Annotated in this window: 18 protein-coding genes; 11 read left to right on the forward strand and 7 right to left on the reverse strand. The window is 63.4% G+C overall.

Features of this window, described 5'->3' with window-relative positions:
- Nucleotides 1-23 precede the first annotated feature (23 nt).
- The gene (locus FHT75_RS12765; RefSeq protein ID WP_028756808.1) at nucleotides 24-1820 is read right to left on the reverse strand and encodes an acyl-CoA dehydrogenase C-terminal domain-containing protein; all 1797 of its coding nucleotides are present in this window, start codon (nucleotides 1818-1820) and stop codon (nucleotides 24-26) included.
- A 252-nt stretch (nucleotides 1821-2072) separates the two neighbouring features.
- Here FHT75_RS12765 and FHT75_RS12770 point away from each other — a divergent pair, with 252 nt between their 5' ends.
- The 9 genes from FHT75_RS12770 to FHT75_RS12810 all read left to right on the forward strand — a co-directional run bounded on the left by FHT75_RS12770 (nucleotide 2073) and on the right by FHT75_RS12810 (nucleotide 11595).
- Nucleotides 2073-2756, forward strand: a complete 684-nt coding sequence (locus tag FHT75_RS12770; RefSeq protein ID WP_063473921.1) for a DNA-3-methyladenine glycosylase I — start codon at nucleotides 2073-2075, stop codon at nucleotides 2754-2756.
- A gap of 73 nt (nucleotides 2757-2829) precedes the next feature.
- A complete protein-coding gene (locus FHT75_RS12775; RefSeq protein WP_097622848.1) occupies nucleotides 2830-3531 on the forward strand; it encodes an SDR family NAD(P)-dependent oxidoreductase in 702 nt (233 codons plus the stop codon).
- A gap of 93 nt (nucleotides 3532-3624) precedes the next feature.
- The gene (locus FHT75_RS12780; protein ID WP_063473923.1) at nucleotides 3625-3990 is read left to right on the forward strand and encodes a VOC family protein; all 366 of its coding nucleotides are present in this window, start codon (nucleotides 3625-3627) and stop codon (nucleotides 3988-3990) included.
- 330 nt (nucleotides 3991-4320) lie between these two features.
- Nucleotides 4321-8097: a peptidoglycan-binding protein gene (locus tag FHT75_RS12785; protein ID WP_183844914.1), complete on the forward strand. Its 3777-nt coding sequence runs from the start codon at nucleotides 4321-4323 to the stop codon at nucleotides 8095-8097.
- A gap of 68 nt (nucleotides 8098-8165) precedes the next feature.
- Nucleotides 8166-8399 (forward strand): hypothetical protein, encoded by a 234-nt coding sequence (locus FHT75_RS12790; RefSeq protein ID WP_047617013.1) that lies wholly within the window; start codon nucleotides 8166-8168, stop codon nucleotides 8397-8399.
- Nucleotides 8396-9319: a sulfite exporter TauE/SafE family protein gene (locus tag FHT75_RS12795; protein ID WP_047617014.1), complete on the forward strand. Its 924-nt coding sequence runs from the start codon at nucleotides 8396-8398 to the stop codon at nucleotides 9317-9319. Before FHT75_RS12790 ends, FHT75_RS12795 begins: the two co-directional genes overlap by 4 nt.
- Nucleotides 9319-10119 carry a TIGR02186 family protein gene (locus tag FHT75_RS12800; protein WP_063474733.1) on the forward strand — a complete coding sequence of 267 codons (801 nt, stop codon included), beginning with the start codon at nucleotides 9319-9321 and terminating at the stop codon, nucleotides 10117-10119. The genes FHT75_RS12795 and FHT75_RS12800 overlap by 1 nt, the downstream gene beginning before the upstream one ends.
- Before the next feature lie 191 nt (nucleotides 10120-10310).
- Nucleotides 10311-10868 carry a dihydrofolate reductase family protein gene (locus FHT75_RS12805; RefSeq protein ID WP_063474734.1) on the forward strand — a complete coding sequence of 186 codons (558 nt, stop codon included), beginning with the start codon at nucleotides 10311-10313 and terminating at the stop codon, nucleotides 10866-10868.
- A 145-nt stretch (nucleotides 10869-11013) separates the two neighbouring features.
- On the forward strand, nucleotides 11014-11595 hold the full coding sequence (locus FHT75_RS12810) for a transglycosylase SLT domain-containing protein (RefSeq protein ID WP_025570306.1): 582 nt from the start codon (nucleotides 11014-11016) through the stop codon (nucleotides 11593-11595).
- A 32-nt stretch (nucleotides 11596-11627) separates the two neighbouring features.
- On the opposite strand, the gene pdeM is transcribed toward FHT75_RS12810, so the two are convergent.
- Genes pdeM through FHT75_RS12825 form a run of 3 tightly spaced genes read right to left on the reverse strand, consistent with a single transcriptional unit; the run spans nucleotide 11628 to nucleotide 15587 of the window.
- Nucleotides 11628-12353: a ligase-associated DNA damage response endonuclease PdeM gene (gene pdeM / locus FHT75_RS12815; protein ID WP_063474735.1), complete on the reverse strand. Its 726-nt coding sequence runs from the start codon at nucleotides 12351-12353 to the stop codon at nucleotides 11628-11630.
- A 43-nt stretch (nucleotides 12354-12396) separates the two neighbouring features.
- Complete coding sequence (locus FHT75_RS12820; RefSeq protein WP_063474736.1) at nucleotides 12397-14907, reverse strand: ligase-associated DNA damage response DEXH box helicase; 2511 nt, start codon at nucleotides 14905-14907, stop codon at nucleotides 12397-12399.
- Between the two features lie 47 nt (nucleotides 14908-14954).
- Nucleotides 14955-15587 carry a YitT family protein gene (locus tag FHT75_RS12825; protein WP_183844913.1) on the reverse strand — a complete coding sequence of 211 codons (633 nt, stop codon included), beginning with the start codon at nucleotides 15585-15587 and terminating at the stop codon, nucleotides 14955-14957.
- 133 nt (nucleotides 15588-15720) lie between these two features.
- Here FHT75_RS12825 and FHT75_RS12830 point away from each other — a divergent pair, with 133 nt between their 5' ends.
- Together FHT75_RS12830 and FHT75_RS12835 are read left to right on the forward strand one after the other, a co-directional pair.
- Nucleotides 15721-16221: an RrF2 family transcriptional regulator gene (locus FHT75_RS12830; protein ID WP_183844912.1), complete on the forward strand. Its 501-nt coding sequence runs from the start codon at nucleotides 15721-15723 to the stop codon at nucleotides 16219-16221.
- A 23-nt stretch (nucleotides 16222-16244) separates the two neighbouring features.
- Entirely contained in the window at nucleotides 16245-16706 is a 462-nt protein-coding gene (locus FHT75_RS12835) for a carboxymuconolactone decarboxylase family protein (RefSeq protein WP_028756099.1), read from the forward strand.
- A 67-nt stretch (nucleotides 16707-16773) separates the two neighbouring features.
- On the opposite strand, the gene FHT75_RS12840 is transcribed toward FHT75_RS12835, so the two are convergent.
- From FHT75_RS12840 to FHT75_RS12850, 3 genes are all read right to left on the reverse strand, one after another.
- On the reverse strand, nucleotides 16774-16941 hold the full coding sequence (locus FHT75_RS12840; RefSeq protein ID WP_155295742.1) for a hypothetical protein: 168 nt from the start codon (nucleotides 16939-16941) through the stop codon (nucleotides 16774-16776).
- A gap of 97 nt (nucleotides 16942-17038) precedes the next feature.
- Nucleotides 17039-17674, reverse strand: a complete 636-nt coding sequence (locus FHT75_RS12845; protein WP_028756100.1) for a YitT family protein — start codon at nucleotides 17672-17674, stop codon at nucleotides 17039-17041.
- A 212-nt stretch (nucleotides 17675-17886) separates the two neighbouring features.
- Nucleotides 17887-18819 (reverse strand): class I SAM-dependent DNA methyltransferase, encoded by a 933-nt coding sequence (locus FHT75_RS12850; RefSeq protein WP_088930333.1) that lies wholly within the window; start codon nucleotides 18817-18819, stop codon nucleotides 17887-17889.
- Nucleotides 18820-18923 lie beyond the last annotated feature (104 nt).

The raw sequence follows: 18923 nt of genomic DNA on the forward strand, positions 1-18923 counted from the left end.
CTGGGGAGAAGAGGGAATTCGTCTTAAAACGCTTCGGCGGCCAGTTCCATCATCGTGTCGGCGCCGGCTTCGATGCGGGCCTTGCGAAGGGCGGTTTCCGGCATCAGGCGTTCCATGAAGAAACGGGCGGTGACCAGCTTGTTCTTCAGGAAATCCTCGCGGGCGGCATCGCCCGATGCAAGGCCATCCTCGGCGGCTTTCGCCATCTTCGCCCACATATAGCCGAGAACGACCAGGCCGAAGAGGTGCATGTAGTCGGTCGAGCCGGCGCCGGCATTGTCGGGCTTGGCCATGGCGTTCTGCATGAACCACATGGTCGCGCCCTGGACGTCGTTCAAGCCCTTCTTCAGATGCTTGGTGAAGAAGGAGAGCTTTTCGTTGCTGCGGTTTTCCTCGCAGAAATCGCCGATCTCCTTGAAGAGGGCCATGGCGGCGCGGCCGCCGTTCAAGGCGAGCTTGCGGCCGACGAGATCGAGCGCCTGGATGCCGTTGGCGCCTTCATAGATCATGGCGATACGGGCATCGCGCACATACTGGCTCATGCCGTGTTCTTCGATATAGCCGTGGCCGCCGAAGACCTGCTGGGCCATGACGGCATGATCGAAGCCCTTGTCGGTCATCACGCCCTTGAGGATCGGGGTGACGAGGCCGAGAATATCGTCGGCCGTCTGGCGCTCCTTCTCATCGGTGGCGCGGTGGGCGATATCGGACTTCAGCGCCGTCCAGAGCAGGAAGGCGCGGCCGGCCTCGTTGAAGGCGCGGATGGTCATCAGCGTCCGGCGAATATCCGGATGGACGATGATCGGGTCGGCCTTCTTATCCGGCGCCTTGGGGCCGGACAGCGAGCGGCCCTGGATGCGGTCGCGGGCGTAGCTGGCGGCATTCTGATAGGCGATCTCGGAAATGGCTATGCCCTGCAGGCCGACCATCAGGCGGGCCTCGTTCATCATCACGAACATGGCGTTGAGGCCGCGGTTTTCGGCGCCGATCAGGAAGCCGGTCGCCTCGTCGTAATTCATCACGCAGGTGGCGTTGGCGTGAATGCCCATCTTGTGCTCGATCGCGCCGCAGGAGACGGCGTTGCGGGCGCCCGGCGCGCCGTCCTTGCCGACGAGGAATTTCGGAACGATGAAGAGCGAGATGCCCTTGGTACCCTCCGGCGCACCCTCGATGCGGGCCAGCACCAGATGGACGATATTGTCGGTCAGGTCGTGCTCGCCGGCAGAGATGAAGATTTTCTGGCCGGATATTTTGTAGCTGCCGTCAGCCTGCGGCACCGCCTTGGTGCGCAGCATGCCGAGATCGGTGCCGCAATGCGGCTCGGTGAGGTTCATGGTGCCGGACCAGGAGCCGTCCACCATCTTCGGCAGATAGGTGGCCTTCTGCTCGTCGCTGCCGTGGACGAGGATCGCGGCGATCGCGCCCTGCGTCAGGCCGGGATACATCATCAACGACATGTTGGCGGCGGAGGTATATTCGCCGACGGCGGTATGCAGCGTATAGGGAAGTCCCTGCCCGCCGAATTCCTCCGGCACCGCAAGGCCGATCCAGCCGCCCTCGCGATAGGCTTTATAGGCCTCCTTGAAACCCTTCGGCGTCGAGACGCTGGCATCGTCGTGGCGCGTGCAGCCTTCCTGATCGCCGGAATAATTCAGCGGGAAGAGCGCTTCCTCGGCAACCCTTCCGGCCTCGCCGAGGATCGCCTCGATCATATCGGGGGTCGCGTCGGCAAAACCCGGCAGATTGTTGTAGCGTTCGAGGCCCAGCACGTCGTTCAGGACGAAGAGCGTATCGTTCACCGGGGCCTTGTAGACTGGCATCTCTCGAATTCCTCCCATTCGGCTGACCGGATCGCCCCGGCCTCGGGCACTGTCTTACAAAATATTGACGTTTGCGTAAACGTCAAATTTTGCACCTTGGCCGTCTTTTCGTGAAAAAATTCACGAGCACGAATCCGTGGGCCATGACGTGCGCGGAGGAGACGCCATCTCATCTTCCTTGTCCATCTGGGAAAGGCGTATAAGCGGAGGCGTCGTTCAAGCCGCAATCGGGCAATGCTTCAGGAGGGCTGCATGATCAGTTTCGAGGCGATAAGGCAGCGTGCCGAGGAACGAAAGGGCGGAGCGGCCGCGTTGCAGGCCCTGCTGCAGAATCACCGGCCGGATCACGAGCGGCTGCGCGCCATGCCCGACGATCGCATCCTGGCGGATATGACCCGGCGGGTCTTCTACAGCGGTTTCGTCCAGAAGGTGATCGATGCGAAGTGGCCGGGTTTCGAGGCGGCATTTTCTGGTTTCGATCCGGCGACGCTGAATATCGCACCCGACGATTATTGGCATGCCCTGACCTCGGATGAGCGGATCATCCGCAACGGCGCCAAGATCATGTCGGTTCGCGCCAATGCCGCCTTCGTCAGGGCGTTGGCGAAGGAATATGGCAGCGCCGGCGTCTTCTTCGCCGACCGGCCACGGGATGACCAGATCGGCCTTCTCGACCTCTTGAGCAAACGCGGCAGCCGGCTCGGCGGCATGACCGGACAATATTTCCTGCGTGGCATCGGCCGCGACAGCTTCATCGGAACGATGGATGTGCTCACCTGCCTCCGATCGGCCGGGGTGCCGCTCTCCTCCTCCGGCACGACGAAGAAGGACCAGCAACTGATCCAGCAGACCTTCAACGACTGGGCCGGGGAAACCGGTCTTTCCCTCATCCATCTCTCACGCATCAGCGCCTATTCGATCGATTCGGCGCACTGAAATTCCGGTCGAGCGGTGGCGCCGGCCGTTCGAACTTCCTACGTGATTGCGACGATCCATCGAGGACGACATCATGACCGATTTTCCCTATGAGAGTGCCCTCATCGTCGGCGCGGGCTCCGGCATCAGCGCCTCGCTCGCCCGGCAATTGTCGGCGCAGGGCGTCAAGGTCGGGCTCGCGGCCCGCAATATCGAAAAGCTGCAAGGGCTCATCGAGGAGACCCGCGCCAGCGCCTTTAGCGCCGACGTCTCGCAGCCGGCGAGCGTCGCAGCCCTGTTCGAAGAGGCTGCCGCCGCCATCGGCGGGCCTGACGTGGTGATTTTCAATGCCAGCGCCCGCCTGCGCGGGCCGCTCGCCGAACTCGATCCCGCCGAAGTCGAGAAGGCGATCACCACCACCGCTTTCGGCGGTTTCCTGGTGGTGCAGCAGGCAGCACAGCGGATGATCCCGCGCGGCCGCGGCGCCATCCTCATCACCGGCGCCTCGGCAAGCGTGAAGGGCTTTGCGCAATCGGCGCCCTTCGCGATGGGCAAGTTCGCGCTGCGCGGCCTTGCCCAGAGTGCTGCCCGCGAACTGGGGCCGATGGGCATCCATGTCGCGCATTTCGTCATCGACGGCGCAGTGCGCTCGCAGATCCGGCCGGATCGGGCGGAGAAGCCCGACGGCACGCTGCTGCCGGAGGCGATCGCCCAGACCTATGTCGACGTGCTTCGCCAGCACCGCAGCGCGTGGTCGCTGGAGGTGGAAGTCCGGCCGTGGACGGAGAGCTTCTGAGCTAGATCAGCGCGCCGCCGCCGGAGAAGGCAACTTTCGCGGCGGCATCAAACGCACTATGTTTCGTCCTCTGAGCTGGCTGGGAGGAAACCGATGCCGCGCCTGGACCACGTCACCATCGAAACCCGCGATGCGCCTGTCATGATCAGTTTTCTCGAAACCTTGCTCGGTGTCAGGGAAGGCTATCGGCCGCCCTTCGCCTCGCCCGGCCATTGGCTCTATCTGGACGAACGCCCGGTCATCCATCTCAGCCTGACATCGCGCAGCACCGATTTTCCGCCCGGCATCTTCAACCATGTCGCCTTCAGCCTTTACGAATTCGGGCCGGCGCTGGAACGCATCAAGGCGAGCGGCTATCGCTACGAATATTACGATATTCCCGACACCGATCTCGGTCAGGTCTTCGTCTACGGCCCCGAGGGCGTGAAGATCGAGCTGCAATATCCGCGTCCGGCCTGATCGTGGCGGCGCCATCCGATCTGACGAATTGAACGGCAATTGCCGTCAAAAACGGCGTTTGGGCCGCAAACGTTAAAAAATTCTCAGCGACATTAACGGCTTGTTTACCACGTTTCGTGAAAGGTGCGGATTGAGCAGTAGCGATCCGCATTCCTTGCCCCAGTCTCGCGTTCCTTAAGGATGCCGCTACATCGTTCAGCTTGAGGAAAGTCTAATTGACTAACTTCTTGTGAATGGTGCGCTCCGGTTCGCGCAAAGGCGCGGGCAGCAGACGGAAAAGCCAAAGATCGAGCTCTGACGAGAGGTCGAGCAGTCGAAGCGAGCAAGAAGATGAACGGATCGCGATCAAATCCTTCCCGACAGTCCGACAGGACCTCGCTCGATGCGCTGAACCGCACGATCGAAGGGCTGGAGGCGCGCATCGAGGGGCTGATGGGCAGCACCGGGCGCGAACAGCGGCCGCGCACGGCAACGCCCGAGCGCGATCCCTATGCCGGCTCCTATGCTCCCCGGCCCGCAAAGGCCCCGCCCGAGCCGCGGCCGGATCCGCTCGCCGAAATCCGCCAGCGCCAGCGCGCCCTCGAAGCCGGCCGCGAGCGGCCCTACACGCGCGAGCAGGCCCCGCTCTCACGTGAACCGGCGCCGCGCGCCGCCGCCCCAGTGCCGGCGCCCGCCTTCCGCGCCGGTGACGACACGATGACGGAGATCGCCCAGGCGCTCGTCAATCTGCGGCAGGACCTGAAGCGCGACATTTCCGAGGGTGTCACCCGCGAGATGAATACGCTGCGCGCCGAGCTGCGCGAGATCAAGGAAAATGCCGGGGACAGCCGTTTCGCCGACGACATGCGCGCCGATATGGGCCGCCTTGCCCAGAGCATCACCCAGCTGACCGGCCGCTCGAGCGGCCCGGAGGCCGCCGGCCTGCGCGAGGATTTCGAGGAGCTGCGCTCGCTGATGGACGGGCTGGCGCGCGAGGATTCGCTGCGCCATATGGAAAACCGCTGGGACGGCGTCGAGAGCCGGCTTGCGGCACTCGATACCGAGGGGCTGCAGGAAGAGCTGGTTTCGCTGGCCTACCGGCTCGACGACATCAAGCGCCACATCGGCGGCATGGGCGAAAGCCCGGCCGTGCGGGCGCTGGAAGACAAGCTCATCTCCATCGCCACGGCGATGGAGCATTTCGGCAACATGATCCAGCCGCACGACCGGGTCATGTCCGAACAGTTCGCCGCCATGGACATGCGGCTCGACGAGATCAGCCGGGCGATCGCGGCCAGCGGACGCGCGGCTGCCGCGAACGATCCGGCGCTGATGCAGCGGCTGGAAAGCCGGCTTTCGGCGCTCGCCGATCAGATCGACCTGATGAGCCATGATGCGGCCAGCCGTGCAACGCCGGCCGACGAGCTGGCGATGCGGCTGGAGGCGCTGACCGGACGCGTCGAGGAGTTGGCGAATGCGGAAGCGACGTCGCGGCTCGACGAACGGCTGGAACATCTTTCCTATCTGCTGGAGCGCACGCAGAAGGCTGCGCCCCAGCCCGACCTCACCGGCACGCTGTCCGACATTTCCCGCAAGATCGACGCGCTTGAGAACGGCGCCGTCAACGATGTGCTGGCGCAGCGGCTCGACTATCTCGCCCGGCGTATCGACGAGATGGCGCATCAGCAGCAAGTGCCGGTGCCGGCCGCTGCGGTCGACGACGGCGCCTTCCGGCGCCTCGAAGGACGACTGAGCGACATCGCCGCCCGGCTGGAAGAGAGCACATCCGCAGCGCCGACCGATCCGCGGGCGCTGAAGAACCTCGAAGACCAGATCGCCCATCTTTCGGCGCTGATGAGCGAGCCGCGCGAAAGCGCTGCGATGCCTGCCGAATTCGACCGTCGCATGGGCGCGATCGAAGACTATATGGCGACGAGCGACGAATATATCATCGAAGCCGCACGCCAGGCGGCCGAAGCCGTCGTCGAAGCCTATTCGCGCCATGGCGGCCCGCAGGGCGCCGTGGCACCCGCCGACATGTCGGCGCTGACGGCACTTGCCGAAGATCTGCGCCACCTCGAAGATCTCAGCCGCGACAGCGAGGAGCGCACGCACAAGACTTTCAAGGCTTTGCACGAGACGCTGGTCCATATCGCCGACCGCCTCGACGGCATGGAAGAGCGCGGGCGGCCGCTCGCCCAGATGCCGGTGGCCGAGGTCGATTTCGATGTCGATCCCTACGCGCTGATGGTGGCCGAAGCGGAGATGAACAGGGCGGCGGAGACAGCCGCAACGCTGAAGGCCTCTCCGGTGATCCGTACGGCCGAGGTCGCAGCCGAACCTGCCGCCCCGGCTCAAACCAGCGCCATGAGCGGAACGAGCGTGATCGCCATCGAAGCCGCGACCCGGACGACGGAGGCTGCGGCAGCGGCTCCGGCGCCGTCAAAGGTCAGCCTGCTCGCCAGCCTCGGCAAGCGGCTGCTGCCGGCCAAGAAAACCGAGAGCCGGGCGAGCGAACGCCCGATGATCGACCCCGCGCCGTCGATCGACCCCGCCGACGTGGTGCCGACGGATGCCGCAAACGAACTGCTCGAGCCGGGCTCGGGCACACCTGACGTGAAGAAGATCCTGGAACGGGTTCGCGCCAGCCAGAGTGCGGCGCGCGGCAAACCTGCCGGCGAAACCGACCGGGCCGATTACATCGCCGCCGCCCGCCGTGCGGCGCAGGCGGCCGCGATGGAGGTGGACGCCAATCCGAAGCAGGCCGCCGTCAAGCCCGAGAAGAAAGGCGCGACCGCCGGCAAGGCTGGCAAGACGTCTGACAAGACGGGCAAGACCAGCGCCTTTTCGCGCTACCGGCGGCCGATCCTGCTGGCGGTCGGCGCGGTGCTGCTCGCCATCATGGCCTTTCCGCTTGCCCGGACGCTGACGAGCGGCGAGAGCGCACCGCAGGCGCCAGCCGAAGTCTCGGCGCTGAGCGGGGCTACGGAAAACCCGTCGCCTGCTGTGCCGGAAGCGATCCCCGCCCAGCCGGACGCCGCAGCCATCGGAACGACCGCGCCGGCAGCGGAGGCTACGCCTCCCGCTGGCGAACAGGCGCAGCCGGAAGCAGCCCCGCCGGTTGCCGGCGAGCATCTGACCGACGCAGCACCGCTCGACGGCGAAGGGGCTGCGACGTTTGCCCCCCCTGCTCCATCCGGCGCGGCACAGGAGACATCGGGCTTCGTTCCCGCACCTGCACCGCAGGCCGCCATCACCATTCCAGACACCGTCCAGCCGAAATCGCTGGCCGATGCGGCAAGCGGCGGCGATGCGCTGGCGCTGTTCGAGATCGGCGCGCGTTATTCGGACGGCCGCAACGGCATGACGGTCGATCTGAAGCAGGCGGCAAGCTGGTATCAGCTTTCGGCCGACAAGGGCTTTGCGCCTGCTGAGTACCGGCTCGGCAGCATGTACGAGAAGGGCAATGGCGTCGAGCGCGACATCGCCAAGGCGAAGGGCTTCTACGAGCAGGCGGCAAACCAGGGCAATGCCAGCGCCATGCACAATCTCGCCGTCCTCTACGCCTCCGGCGCACTCGGCCAGCAGGATTATGCGACGGCCGCCTCGTGGTTCACCAAGGCTGCGAATCTCGGCATCACCGACAGCCAATTCAACCTGGCGATCCTCTGCGCCAGGGGCAACGGGGTGCCGGCGGATCTCGAAGAATCCTACAAGTGGTTTGCGATCGCCGCCAAGGCCGGCGACAAGGATGCGGCGCAGAAGCGCGACGAAGTGGCCAACGCCATGAAGCCCGATCAGCTCGAACGGGCGCGCGCCAAGGCCGATCTGTGGAAGCCGGAGCCGCTCGACCACCGCACCAACGCCATCGACATCCCCGACGAATGGGCCGGCACCGGCGCCAAGACGGCGACCGTCGACATGAAGAAGGCGATCCGCAACATCCAGGCGATCCTCAACAATAACGGCTTCGACGCCGGCGCGCCGGACGGCGAAATGGGCGCGAAGACCGTGACCGCGATCAAGAACTTCCAGAAGTCGGTCGGCCAGGAGCCGGACGGCAAGGTGACCGACGCAACCGTGAAGGCGCTGCTCGAACGCAACAAGCAGGGCAGCAAGGCAATCTAAGCGCGTCGCATCGACGCGGGATCGTCTCATATCTCTGCTTTGGGCAATCTGAAGGGCCCGGCGGCACAATGCCGCAAGGCTTCTTCCAATTTTTCCGCCGCCTGTCACAAAACCTGAAAAAAGCCGGATTATGCCCGGACATATCGATCCGCGCATCCGGCGAATCCTCTGCCGCCGATCTCTTCGCCAATCAGGCCCGATCGAAAGCCTCTGGCAACGATTTCACAGTATGGTGCGCATTCGAACGGGGACGTGACAGAAACCGCCCGGCAGGAGCGGTCATCATTCGGGGTCAGCTGTGACAATCTATCTGCCCATCGCAGAATTGTCGGTGAACATCTTCATCATTCTCGGCATGGGGGCGGCCGTCGGATTCCTGTCTGGAATGTTCGGCGTCGGCGGCGGCTTTCTCATCACGCCGCTGCTGATCTTCTACAACATTCCCCCTGTCGTCGCGGTCGCGACCGGCGCCAACCAGGTGGTGGCGTCGTCGATCTCGGGCGCGATCACCCATTTCCGGCGCGGCACGCTCGACGTCAAGCTCGGCACGGTGCTGCTGCTGGGCGGCCTATCGGGCGCCACGGTCGGCATCTGGATCTTCTCGCTTTTGCGCCGGGTCGGCCAGCTCGATCTCATCATCTCGCTGATGTACGTCATCTTCCTCGGCACCGTCGGCGGACTGATGCTGCTCGAAAGCATCAATGCGATGCGGCGGGCAGCGCGCAACGAGCCGCCGGCGCCGCGCAAGCCCGGCCACCAGCACTGGGTGCACAAACTGCCGCTCAAGGTGCGTTTCAAGAAATCGAAGATCTATCTGAGCGTCATTCCGGTCGTCGCGCTCGGCTTTGCGATCGGCATCCTCACCTCGATCATGGGTGTCGGCGGCGGCTTCATCATGGTGCCGGCGATGATCTACCTCCTGCGCATCCCGACCAATGTCGTCGTCGGCACCTCGCTGTTCCAGATCATCTTCGTCACCGCCTATACGACGATCGTGCAGGCGGCGACGAACTTCTCCGTCGACATCGTGCTCGCCTTCATCCTGATGGTGGCGGGTGTCATCGGCGCGCAATACGGCGTGCGCGTCGGCCAGAAGCTGCGCGGCGAACAGCTGCGCGCCCTGCTCGGACTGCTGGTGCTCGCCGTCGGCCTGCGTCTGGCGGTCGCGCTGGTGGTGACGCCGGCCGACGTCTATTCGGTGGTCATGGGAGCGGGCAACTGATGCGCCTGCTGGCTTTCATTATCGCACTGTTTTGCCTGCTGCCGGCGACTGCCGAAGCGCAATGGCTGCCGGGCCAGGCGACGGAAGCGGTGCGTGAAGGGTTGGAAATCGGCACCTCGACCAGCGAAATCGCCATCACTTCGGATTTCCACGGCGCCGACCTGACAATCTTCGGGGCGCTCTCGAACACCGACCAGCTGCTGCTCGCTATCGGCCAATATGACGTGGTCGTGGTGCTGGAAGGCCCGCGCGAGGATGCGACGGTGCGCAGGAAGGAACGGGTCTTCGGCATCTGGGTGAATACACGCTCGATGACCTTCGAGGCGGTGCCGCATTCCTATTCGATGTCGAGCTCGCGCATGACCGACGATCTGACGACGCCGCTCGAGCTGACCGATCAGGGGATCGGCATCGATCATATTCCGCTGACGCCGGTCGGCTTCGTCGGCGACGGCAGCAATCTCGGCGAATTCCGCGATGCCTTCCGGCGGCTGCAACAGGGCGGCGGCCTCTATGACCGGAACACCAGCGGCGTGCGGTTCGTTTCCTCCAACCTCTTCAAGGCGAGCCTGCGCCTGCCGGCCAACATTCCGAACGGGGTGCACACGGTGCGCGCCTATCTGTTCAAGAGCGGCCTTTTCGTCACCGACAAATCGCTGCCGCTGCGGGTCATCAAGACCGGTATCGAACAGACGATCACAGATGCGGCGCACAATCAGCCGATCCTCTACGGCTGCGCGGCCGTGGCTCTCGCCGTCATCACCGGCTGGGGCGCCAGCCTGATCTTCCGTAAGGACTGATCCGCCGCAGGGCGTTCAAGATTTTCTCCTCGAAAACAGTCTCGGCAAAGCGCCGAGCACGACGGCCTGCCGGCAGCAGCCTGCCCGGATAGTCCATTCCAAAAACCGCTTGCATTTCGCTATCAGTCAGCTTAGTTTTCAACCAGTTGTTAAACGCAACTGGTTTTGAGCAATCCAGGAGGAGGATGGAAATGAGAAAGCTTGTTGTCTGGAACCTGATGACGCTCGACGGTTATTTCGAAGGCACGAAGCCTTGGGATATCGACTTCCACAATCTCGCCTGGGGACCTGAGCTGCAGCGCTATGCCGAACAGTTCGGCAGGGAGGGCGATCTGCTGGTCTTTGGCCGCAAGACCTATGAGGGCATGGCTTCCTACTGGCCGACCGCCGAGGGCGAAGGTGAGATCAAAGCCTATATGAACGGCATCGCCAAAATCGCCGTATCGCGGACGATGACCGAACCCGGCTGGAACAATGCCCGCATCGTCAGCAACCCAATCCCGGAATTGACGAAGCTGAAGCAGGAGGACGGCAAGACGATCTTCATCTTCGGCAGCGCCGAGCTTGCCGACAGCCTGCTGAAAGCCGGCCTCATCGATGAAATCAGGGTCTGCGTCGTGCCGGTTATTCTCGGCAGCGGCAACCCGCTTTTCAAATCTGCGGAAAGCCAGGTGCCGCTGAAGCTGATCGAATCCTCGACGACGGAAGGCGGCGCGGTGATCCTGCACTACGAGCCCGTCAAGGCGTAGCGGGCGTCTCTCCTTAGGCCTCCCGGCGATCAGGCCAGCATCCCCCTGGCCGCCCGGGAAAGCATCCGGGAAACTTCGTATTCGACTAAAAACCGGTCTTTAACATTTACGAGTTAGTAATCTCTCGGAAACGAGAGGTTTTGTTATGCGTACTCGTATCGTTCTGACAGCCGTCGGGCTGGCGTTGCTTGCCGGCTGCGCGACGGCGCCCAAACAGACGCGGAACATCTGCGCCGTCTTCGACGAGCGCGACGGGCTCTTCACCAGCTGGCAGCGTGCCGCCGAGCGGACGGAGAAGAAATACGGCGTGCCGGTGCCGATCCTGATGGCGACGATGTATACCGAATCCGGCTTCCAACCCTATGCGCGGCCGCCGCGCACCAAGCTGTTCGGCTTCATTCCCTGGACCCGGCCGTCGACGGCCTACGGTTATTCGCAGGCGCTCGACGGGACCTGGGATCACTATCAGTCGCAGACGGGGAACTGGGCCGCGCGCCGGACAAACTTTTCCGACGCGATCGATTTCATCGGCTGGTATCACTACCAGAACAGCGTGGAGACCGGCATTCCGCTGAACGATGCCTATAATCTCTATCTCGCCTATTATTCCGGTCCGACCGGATATAAGCGCGGCGACTGGCGCTCGAACGGGCAATTACAGCAGACGGCGCAGAGGTTCGCGCGGATGGCGGGGACGTATCAGCAGCAGCTGCGGGAGTGTGATTGATTTAGGGGTACGCGGCACATCGGGTCGTAGCGCTATCCCCGCAAATTCCCATACCGCACCGAGTAGATCCGGTCCCTGCCGAGCAGATGCGCGATCAGCGATCCCCTGTCGAAAAGACCGTGCATCGCCTGATGGCCGAGGTCGAGGCCGCCGCTCATGACGCCGAAGGCCGGCATGAGGAGGCGGGCGCCGTCGGTGGCAAAGCAGGGGCGGCGGACGGATTTGTCGCGGCGGCGGACCGTGGCCGACGGGTGCAGGTGGCCCGATATTTCGCCCTTCTGCAAGCCGCTCCTCGGCTCGTGGCGGAAGGTCAGGCCGGCATAATGCATCTCGTCAGTGGAAGCGCCCGGCAGATCGACGATGCCATCCGGATCATGGTTGCCGTTGATCCAGATCCATTCGCGGCCGCGCGCCATTTCGACGATCAGCGCCCGGAAATTCTCCGGCAGATGCTTTGAGCCGATACGGTCGTGGAAATTATCGCCGAGCGAGACGACGAGCTTCGGATCGTAGCGCGAGATGACGGCGGCAAGGACGGTCAGCGTCGCCAGCGTATCATAAGGCGGCAGCATCATGCCGCGGCGGGCAAAGGCCGCACCCTTTTCCAGATGCAGGTCGGAGACGACGAGCAGGCCGGCATCCGGCAGATAGAGAGCGCCGAGCGGATCGCAGACGGCGGCAATGCCATGGACCGACGTCTCGACGCCCGGTACCGTGGCCAATCCCGATATGTCGCGCGCCAGCGCCAGGCGGTTCATCACTTCTGTTATTCCCAAATACCGTCGTCAGGCCCAAGCCTCGTCAAGCAAGCGCTTCGGCGATCAGATCGTCCGCCGCTTCGGCGAGCAGCACATCATGGGCCTCGCCCGGCACCGCCTCGCGTCCGATTTCCAGCATCACCGGCACGGCGAGCGGGGAAATATGGTCGAGGGCGCGGTGGGTGATGTGGCCCCTGATTCGCCTCAGCATATCGCCAAGACGGCCAATATCCAAAAGTCCCGTCGCCGCATCCTGCCGCGTCGCCTGCAAGAGGATGTGATCCGGCTCGTGGCTGCGCAGCACGTCATAGATCAGATCGGCGGAGACGGTGATCTGGCGGCCGCTCTTTTCCTTGCCCGGATGGCGGCGTTCGATCAAGCCCGCAATCACGGCGCAATTGCGGAAAGTGCGTTTCAACAGGAAGGATTCGTCGAGCCAGGCTTCGAGATCGTCGCCGAGCATATCCTCGTCGAAAAGGTCGGAGAGGCTGAGCCGGCCATTGCCGATCATCAGTCCCATATCCTCGAGCCCCCAGATGGCCAGCGAATAATCGGTGGCGACGAAGCCGAGCGGCTTGGCGCCGGCCCGCTCCAGCCGGCGGGTGAGCAGCATGCCGAGCGTCTGGTGGGCGAGACGGCCTTCGAAGGGATAGGCGACCATGTAGCCGCGGCTGCCGCGCGGGAAGGTTTCGATCAGGAACTCGTCGCGCTTCGGCAGCATCGACTTGTCGTTCTGTAAGGACAGCCAGTCGCGCACCTGATCCGGCAGGCGCTGCCATCGGTCGGGATCGGCGATCATCGCCCGCACCTGCTCGGCGAGATAGGTCGACAGCGGAAACTTGCCGCCATTGTAGGAGGGGATCTTCGGATCGAGCGAAAAGGCCTGCGACGCCAGGCACTCGTTTTCACGGATGCCCTCGAAACGCAGCACCTTGCCGGAGAAGACGAACGTATCGCCCGGCGACATCTGCTCGAGGAAATATTCCTCGACCTTGCCCAGCGTGGCGCCGCCACGGCCGATCCTGCCGCCCTCGCCGCGCTTGACCATGCGGATATTCAGCATCGGGCTTTCGACGATGGTGCCGAGGTTGAGGCGGTATTGCTGGGCGACCGCAGGATTGGAGACGCGCCAGCGGCCCTCCTTGGTCTTGCGGATGCGGGCATAACGCTCGTAGGTCCGGAGCGCATAACCGCCGGTCGCGACGAAATCGACGATGCGCTCGAAGGTCTCCCAGCTGAGATCGGCATAGGGCGAGGCGCTGGTGACCTCGTCGTAGAGTTCCAGCATGTCGAAGGGTTCGGCGCAGGCCATGCCGAGCACGTGCTGGGCGAGCACGTCGAGCGCGCCGCGGCCGACGGGCGGGGTGTCCTGGGCGCCGATATAATTGGCGTCGAGGGCGGCCTGGCACTCCATGACCTCGAACCGGTTGGCCGGCACCAGGATCGCCTTCGAGGGTTCGTCCATGCGGTGATTGGCGCGGCCGATGCGCTGGGCAAGACGCGAGGCGCCCTTCGGCGCGCCGACATGGATGACCAGATCGACATCGCCCCAGTCAATGCCGAGATCGAGGGTGGAGGTGGCAACGACGGCGCGCAGCCGGTTTTCGGCCATCGCCGCCTCGACCTTGCGGCGCTGGCCGACATCGAGCGAACCGTGATGGAGCGCGATCGGCAGGTTGTCGTCATTGATCGTCCAGAGCGCCTGAAACAGCATTTCGGCCTGGCTGCGGGTGTTGACGAAAAGCAGCGTCGTCTTGTGTTCGAGGAGCTTGTTGTAGACGTCGGGAATGGCATACCGGGCGGAATGGCCGGCCCAGGGAATGCGCTCCTCGGTCGACAGGATCGCGATATCGGGCTTGGCGCCGCCTTCGACGACGACGAGGCCGGCATGATGCTCCCTGCCCTCCTCCTGGCCGACCAGCCATTTCTGCAGGTCCATGGGCTCGGCGACGGTGGCCGAGAGGCCGATGGTCTTGAGGTCGGGGGCAAGGCGGCGGAGACGAGCCAGGCCGAGCGAGAGCATATGGCCGCGCTTGGAGGTAACGAGCGAATGCAACTCGTCGAGGACGATATATTTCAGGTCCTTGAAGAAGCGTTCGGCCTCGCGGTTGGCCAGCAGCAGGGCGACCTGTTCCGGCGTGGTCAGCAGAATATCCGGCGGGTTGAGCTTCTGGCGCTGGCGCTTGGCGTTCGGCGTGTCGCCGGTGCGGTTTTCTATCGTGACCGGCAGGCCCATCTCCGCGACCGGCTTCATCAGGTTGCGCTCGATATCGATGGCGAGCGCCTTCAGCGGCGAGACATAGAGCGTGTGGATGCCGGTGAAGGCGGAGCCGGGCGGGATCTTGCCGCGGCTGGTGAGATCGGTGAGCGAGGGCAGAAAACCGGCGAGCGTCTTGCCGGCGCCGGTCGGCGCAATCAGCAGCGTGCTTTCGCCGGCCTCGGCGCGCGCGAGCAGTTCCAGCTGATGGGCGCGCGGCCGCCAGCCCTTTTCCGCAAACCAGCGGGTAAAGGCGGCAGGCAGCAGGGCACGGGCTTCGGAATCGATCTGGTCCACGCCTGGAAACTAGTGAAATGCCAGGGAAAAAGAAGAGCCGCGGGCCTTCACATGGCGATATAGCGGTCCTTGCGGTGGTTGATGGCAATCGTGAGGTTGAGAACGATCGCACCAAGCACGGAGCAGGCGATGATGAAGTGGGTGGCGACGAAGAAGGAAAGCGCCAGGATGATGCCGTCGAAGCCGAGCTGAACGAAGCCGGCGCGCCAGCCGAAGCGATCCTGGAGATAGAGGGCGAGAATGCCGATGCCGCCGAGGCTGGCGCGGTGGCGGAAGAGCGCCAGCATGCCGGCGCCGATGACGAGGCCGCCGAACAGCGCGCCGGCTATCGGATCGACATGGGCAATGGTGATGAAGCCCGAGACGAATTCAGACAGGACCGAGGTCAGCGCGATGGCGGCAAAGGTCTTGATGGTGAAAGCGAGACCCAAACGGCGGAAAGCAAGATAATAGAAGGGCAGGTTCACGACAAAGAAGCAGAGGCCGAAGCTGAAGCCGGTCGCATAATGGGCGAGGAAGGCCATGCCCGCCGTGCCGCCGGCAAGCAGCCCGGCGCCGGAGAGAAGCGTTACGCCGAGCACGGCGAGCATGCTGCCGGCGACGATGCCCTGGGCGTCGTCGAAGAGCGAATGACGATCGGCGCTGGAATTCAGAAGGCCTGCGAAAGCGTTGGATGCCATGTTGTTCCCCTGTCGGCTTTTCCGTCTTCTATCCGGGGTCAGGATAAAGGCAAGTGGCAAGCAGCAAGCGCGCCTCTTGACATCCGATATAATCGTGGATATTTTTTATCCACGAATTGAGGAGGCATCCTGCATGAAGATGAGCGACGGGGTCGAGCAGGCCATTCACAGCGTGGCGATGCTTTCCGGCCTCTCCGAAGGCGGCGTGCTTTCGGCGGCCGCGCTGGCGGAATTCCACGGCGTCTCGACGAGTTATCTGTTGAAGCATCTGCAGGCGCTGTCGGGCGCTGGCATCCTCGATACCGTGCCGGGGCCGAAAGGCGGATACAGGCTGGCAAAGGCGGCGAAAGAGATTTCGCTGCTCGACATCCTGCTTGCCGTCGAAGGACCGGCGCCGGCCTTCCGCTGCGCCGAAATCCGCCAGCGCGGACCGAACCCGGTCTCCGATCGGTTCGTTGCCCAACCCTGCACCATCAGTGCGGCGATGCTCAGAGCCGAACGGGTCTATCGGGCCGAACTTGCCAAGACCAGCATTGCCGATCTCGGCATCGAACTGAATGCCCTCGACGACGGATCGATCGCAGCCAGAGGCTGCGCTTTCCTCGAAATCCATGAACGCAAGACGGCTCGCTGAGCCACTCACACAGGAGAAAGACCATGCAACCACGTTTCAACTTCGCCAAAGCCGCTCCCGATGCCTACAAGGCGGTCGCCGCACTCGAGCAATATGTCCAGTCCTCCGGGCTGCAGCGCCGCTTCATCCACCTGATCAAGCTGCGCGCCTCGCAGATCAACGGCTGCGCCTATTGCGTCGACATGCATGTGAAGGAAGCCCGCCATGACGGGCTCTCCGAACAATGGATCAATCTGATGTGCGTCTGGCGGGAATCGCCGGTCTATGACGCCCGTGAACGGGCGCTGCTCGGCTGGGTGGATTCCGTGACCAACATCGCCAAAACAGGCGCCCCGGATGGCGACTACGAGACGCTGAAGGCGCATTTCTCCGAGAAGGAGATGACTGAGATTACGGTGGCGATCGGCGCGATCAACATCTGGAACCGGCTTGCCGTCGGCTTCCGCTCGCAGCATCCGATTGATGCGGCAACGAAGGCTGCGTGAGATATTTGCTGGAGGGGAAACATCCTCTGGCAACCGACCCGAAAACTCGGGTCGGTCGAATATCGGGTCACTCGTGATCCCGGGTGGCCCGTACGGCAACGGCGTCAAACCGATTGTCCGAGAGGTCGATGCTGTTGAACAGGTCTCGGACGACTTTCGCAATTTCCTCTGCGGAAGTGCCCTTGGCGTATTCTTCCTGCATACGGCGTCTCACAAGCTTTTCCAAATCTGACATAGTTCACCTCATCAAATCCGGCGCGGGAGGAGTGTCGCGCCGGGGCCGATCTGAGGCAAGTTACGATTTGTTTAGAATGGCTTACCGTTTTGTAAGGTTAGAGCGCGATGTAGCGATCGGCGCGGTGATTGATGGCGACGAAGAGGTTGAGGACGACGGCGCCGAGCACCGAATAGAAGACCACCGGCGGGATGGTGACGAAGAAGGCGGCGGCGAGCACGCACATGTCGATGGCGAGCTGGACGAGGCCGGCGCGGATGCCGAAACGCTCTTGCAGATAGATGCCGAGAATGCCGACGCCGCCGAGGCTGGCGCGGTGGCGATAAAGCGCCAGCAGGCCGAAGCCGAGCAGCAGGCCGCCGAGCAGGGCGGCCCAGGCCGGATGAATGCTCGAAATCGAAAAGAAGCGCGACTGCACATCGGCAATCACCGAGGTCAGGCCGATGGCGACGAAGGTCTTGATGGTGAAGGCCATGCCGAGGCGCTTCCACGAGAGATAGAAGAACGGCAGGTTGAGCAGGAAGAAGGCGAGGCCGAAATTGACGTCGAAGGCATAGTGCAGAAGGAAGGCCACACCGGCGGTGCTGCCGGTGAGAAGGCCGGCGCTGGCAAGCACGTAGAGGCCGAGCGCGGCAACCAGGCTGCCGGAGAATATGCCCTGCACATCCTCGATCGGGGTGTGGCGCGTCGCGCTGGTGTTCCAGACGCCAAGAGCATTGATGAGCTGTGTCATGTCGCCAATCTCCACGGCAGACGATGTTAAAAAACGCGCTGGGGGAGACCCGGGCGCGACGGAATTTTGCATAATGAAAGAAGCCGGAGCGCCTCGGCGATAATTGCCGGGCATCTCTGATGATGCAGCGCAGTATCGGGTTTTTCGGTCTTTTGATCAAGCAAAATAGGTAAGCAATGCTGACCTATTAAAAAATCGCAAGAAATGTTCGCTCACGCTGGTTTGCGCGTAAGGAACAGAATGCCGGATACCGGTTTTCCGCCATCTTTGCGAATGACCGACTTGACGGTCGCAAGGATTTGCAAGCCGTGACGGGCAAGAAGCGCCCTGACATAGCTTTCCGAATGGGCGTAACGCAGCGACGGGGCGAGATGGAAGCCCTCGCCGTCTCCCGCATCCTCGACGGAAAAGGCGATATCGGCGCCTGATGCCGCGAGTTCTCCGATGATGGCAAAGACGCTTTCGAGATTGCCGAGATACATCAGAACATCGGCCGCCGTCACCAGATCGGCGCGATGGCGGGCGGCATCGGCAAAGAGACCGGAGAGATCGGGTGCGAGCGAGAGGTCGGCCTGGGCGAGACTGTCATACACCTGTTTCTCGGCCGCCTTCACCAGCATGTTCTGCGAGAGGTCGAAGCCTTCCAGGCGGTCGACACGGCCACGGATCTCCGGGCCGAGCAGGCCGGTGCCGCAGCCGAGATCGACGGCGCGTTCGTAACGCCTGCCGGTGGAGGCGATCAGCGCTGCGAGCTTCTGCGGGACGCTGTAGTCGAGTTTTTCAACAAGGGCTGATTCGAAACGATCGGCATAGTCGTCGAAAAGGCGCTCGACATAGCGGCTTGGCGGCCGGTCGGGCGTGGCTACGTCGCCGAGAATGGCGAGCTTGAGCGTTGCGCCGAAAATATCATCGGGATCGAAGGCAAGCGTCCTGCGGTAGGCCTCGATCGCGGCATCCGCCCTGCCCGCCTTTTCCAGATAGGTGGCGAGGCGATACCAGCCGGCGGCCCAGGCCGGCACGAGTTCGAGCGCCTGTTCCATCAGTTCGGCGGCCGCGTCCGGCTCACCGCCTTCTTCGAGCATCCTGGCATAGTCGGCGCGGCGGTCGGCGATGACATCGCCGGAGGAAAGCTGGTGGTGCATCAACGGACCTATTGGTTGGCCCGCATTTGGCGGCGGCCACAAAAAAACTCAAGTCCTATTTCAGAGGCGAAGCGGCCAATTCCGGAAAGGGCTTGCGGGCTGAAGGC

This window comes from Rhizobium sp. BK112, from assembly GCF_014193215.1.
GTDB lineage: Bacteria > Pseudomonadota > Alphaproteobacteria > Rhizobiales > Rhizobiaceae > Rhizobium > Rhizobium anhuiense.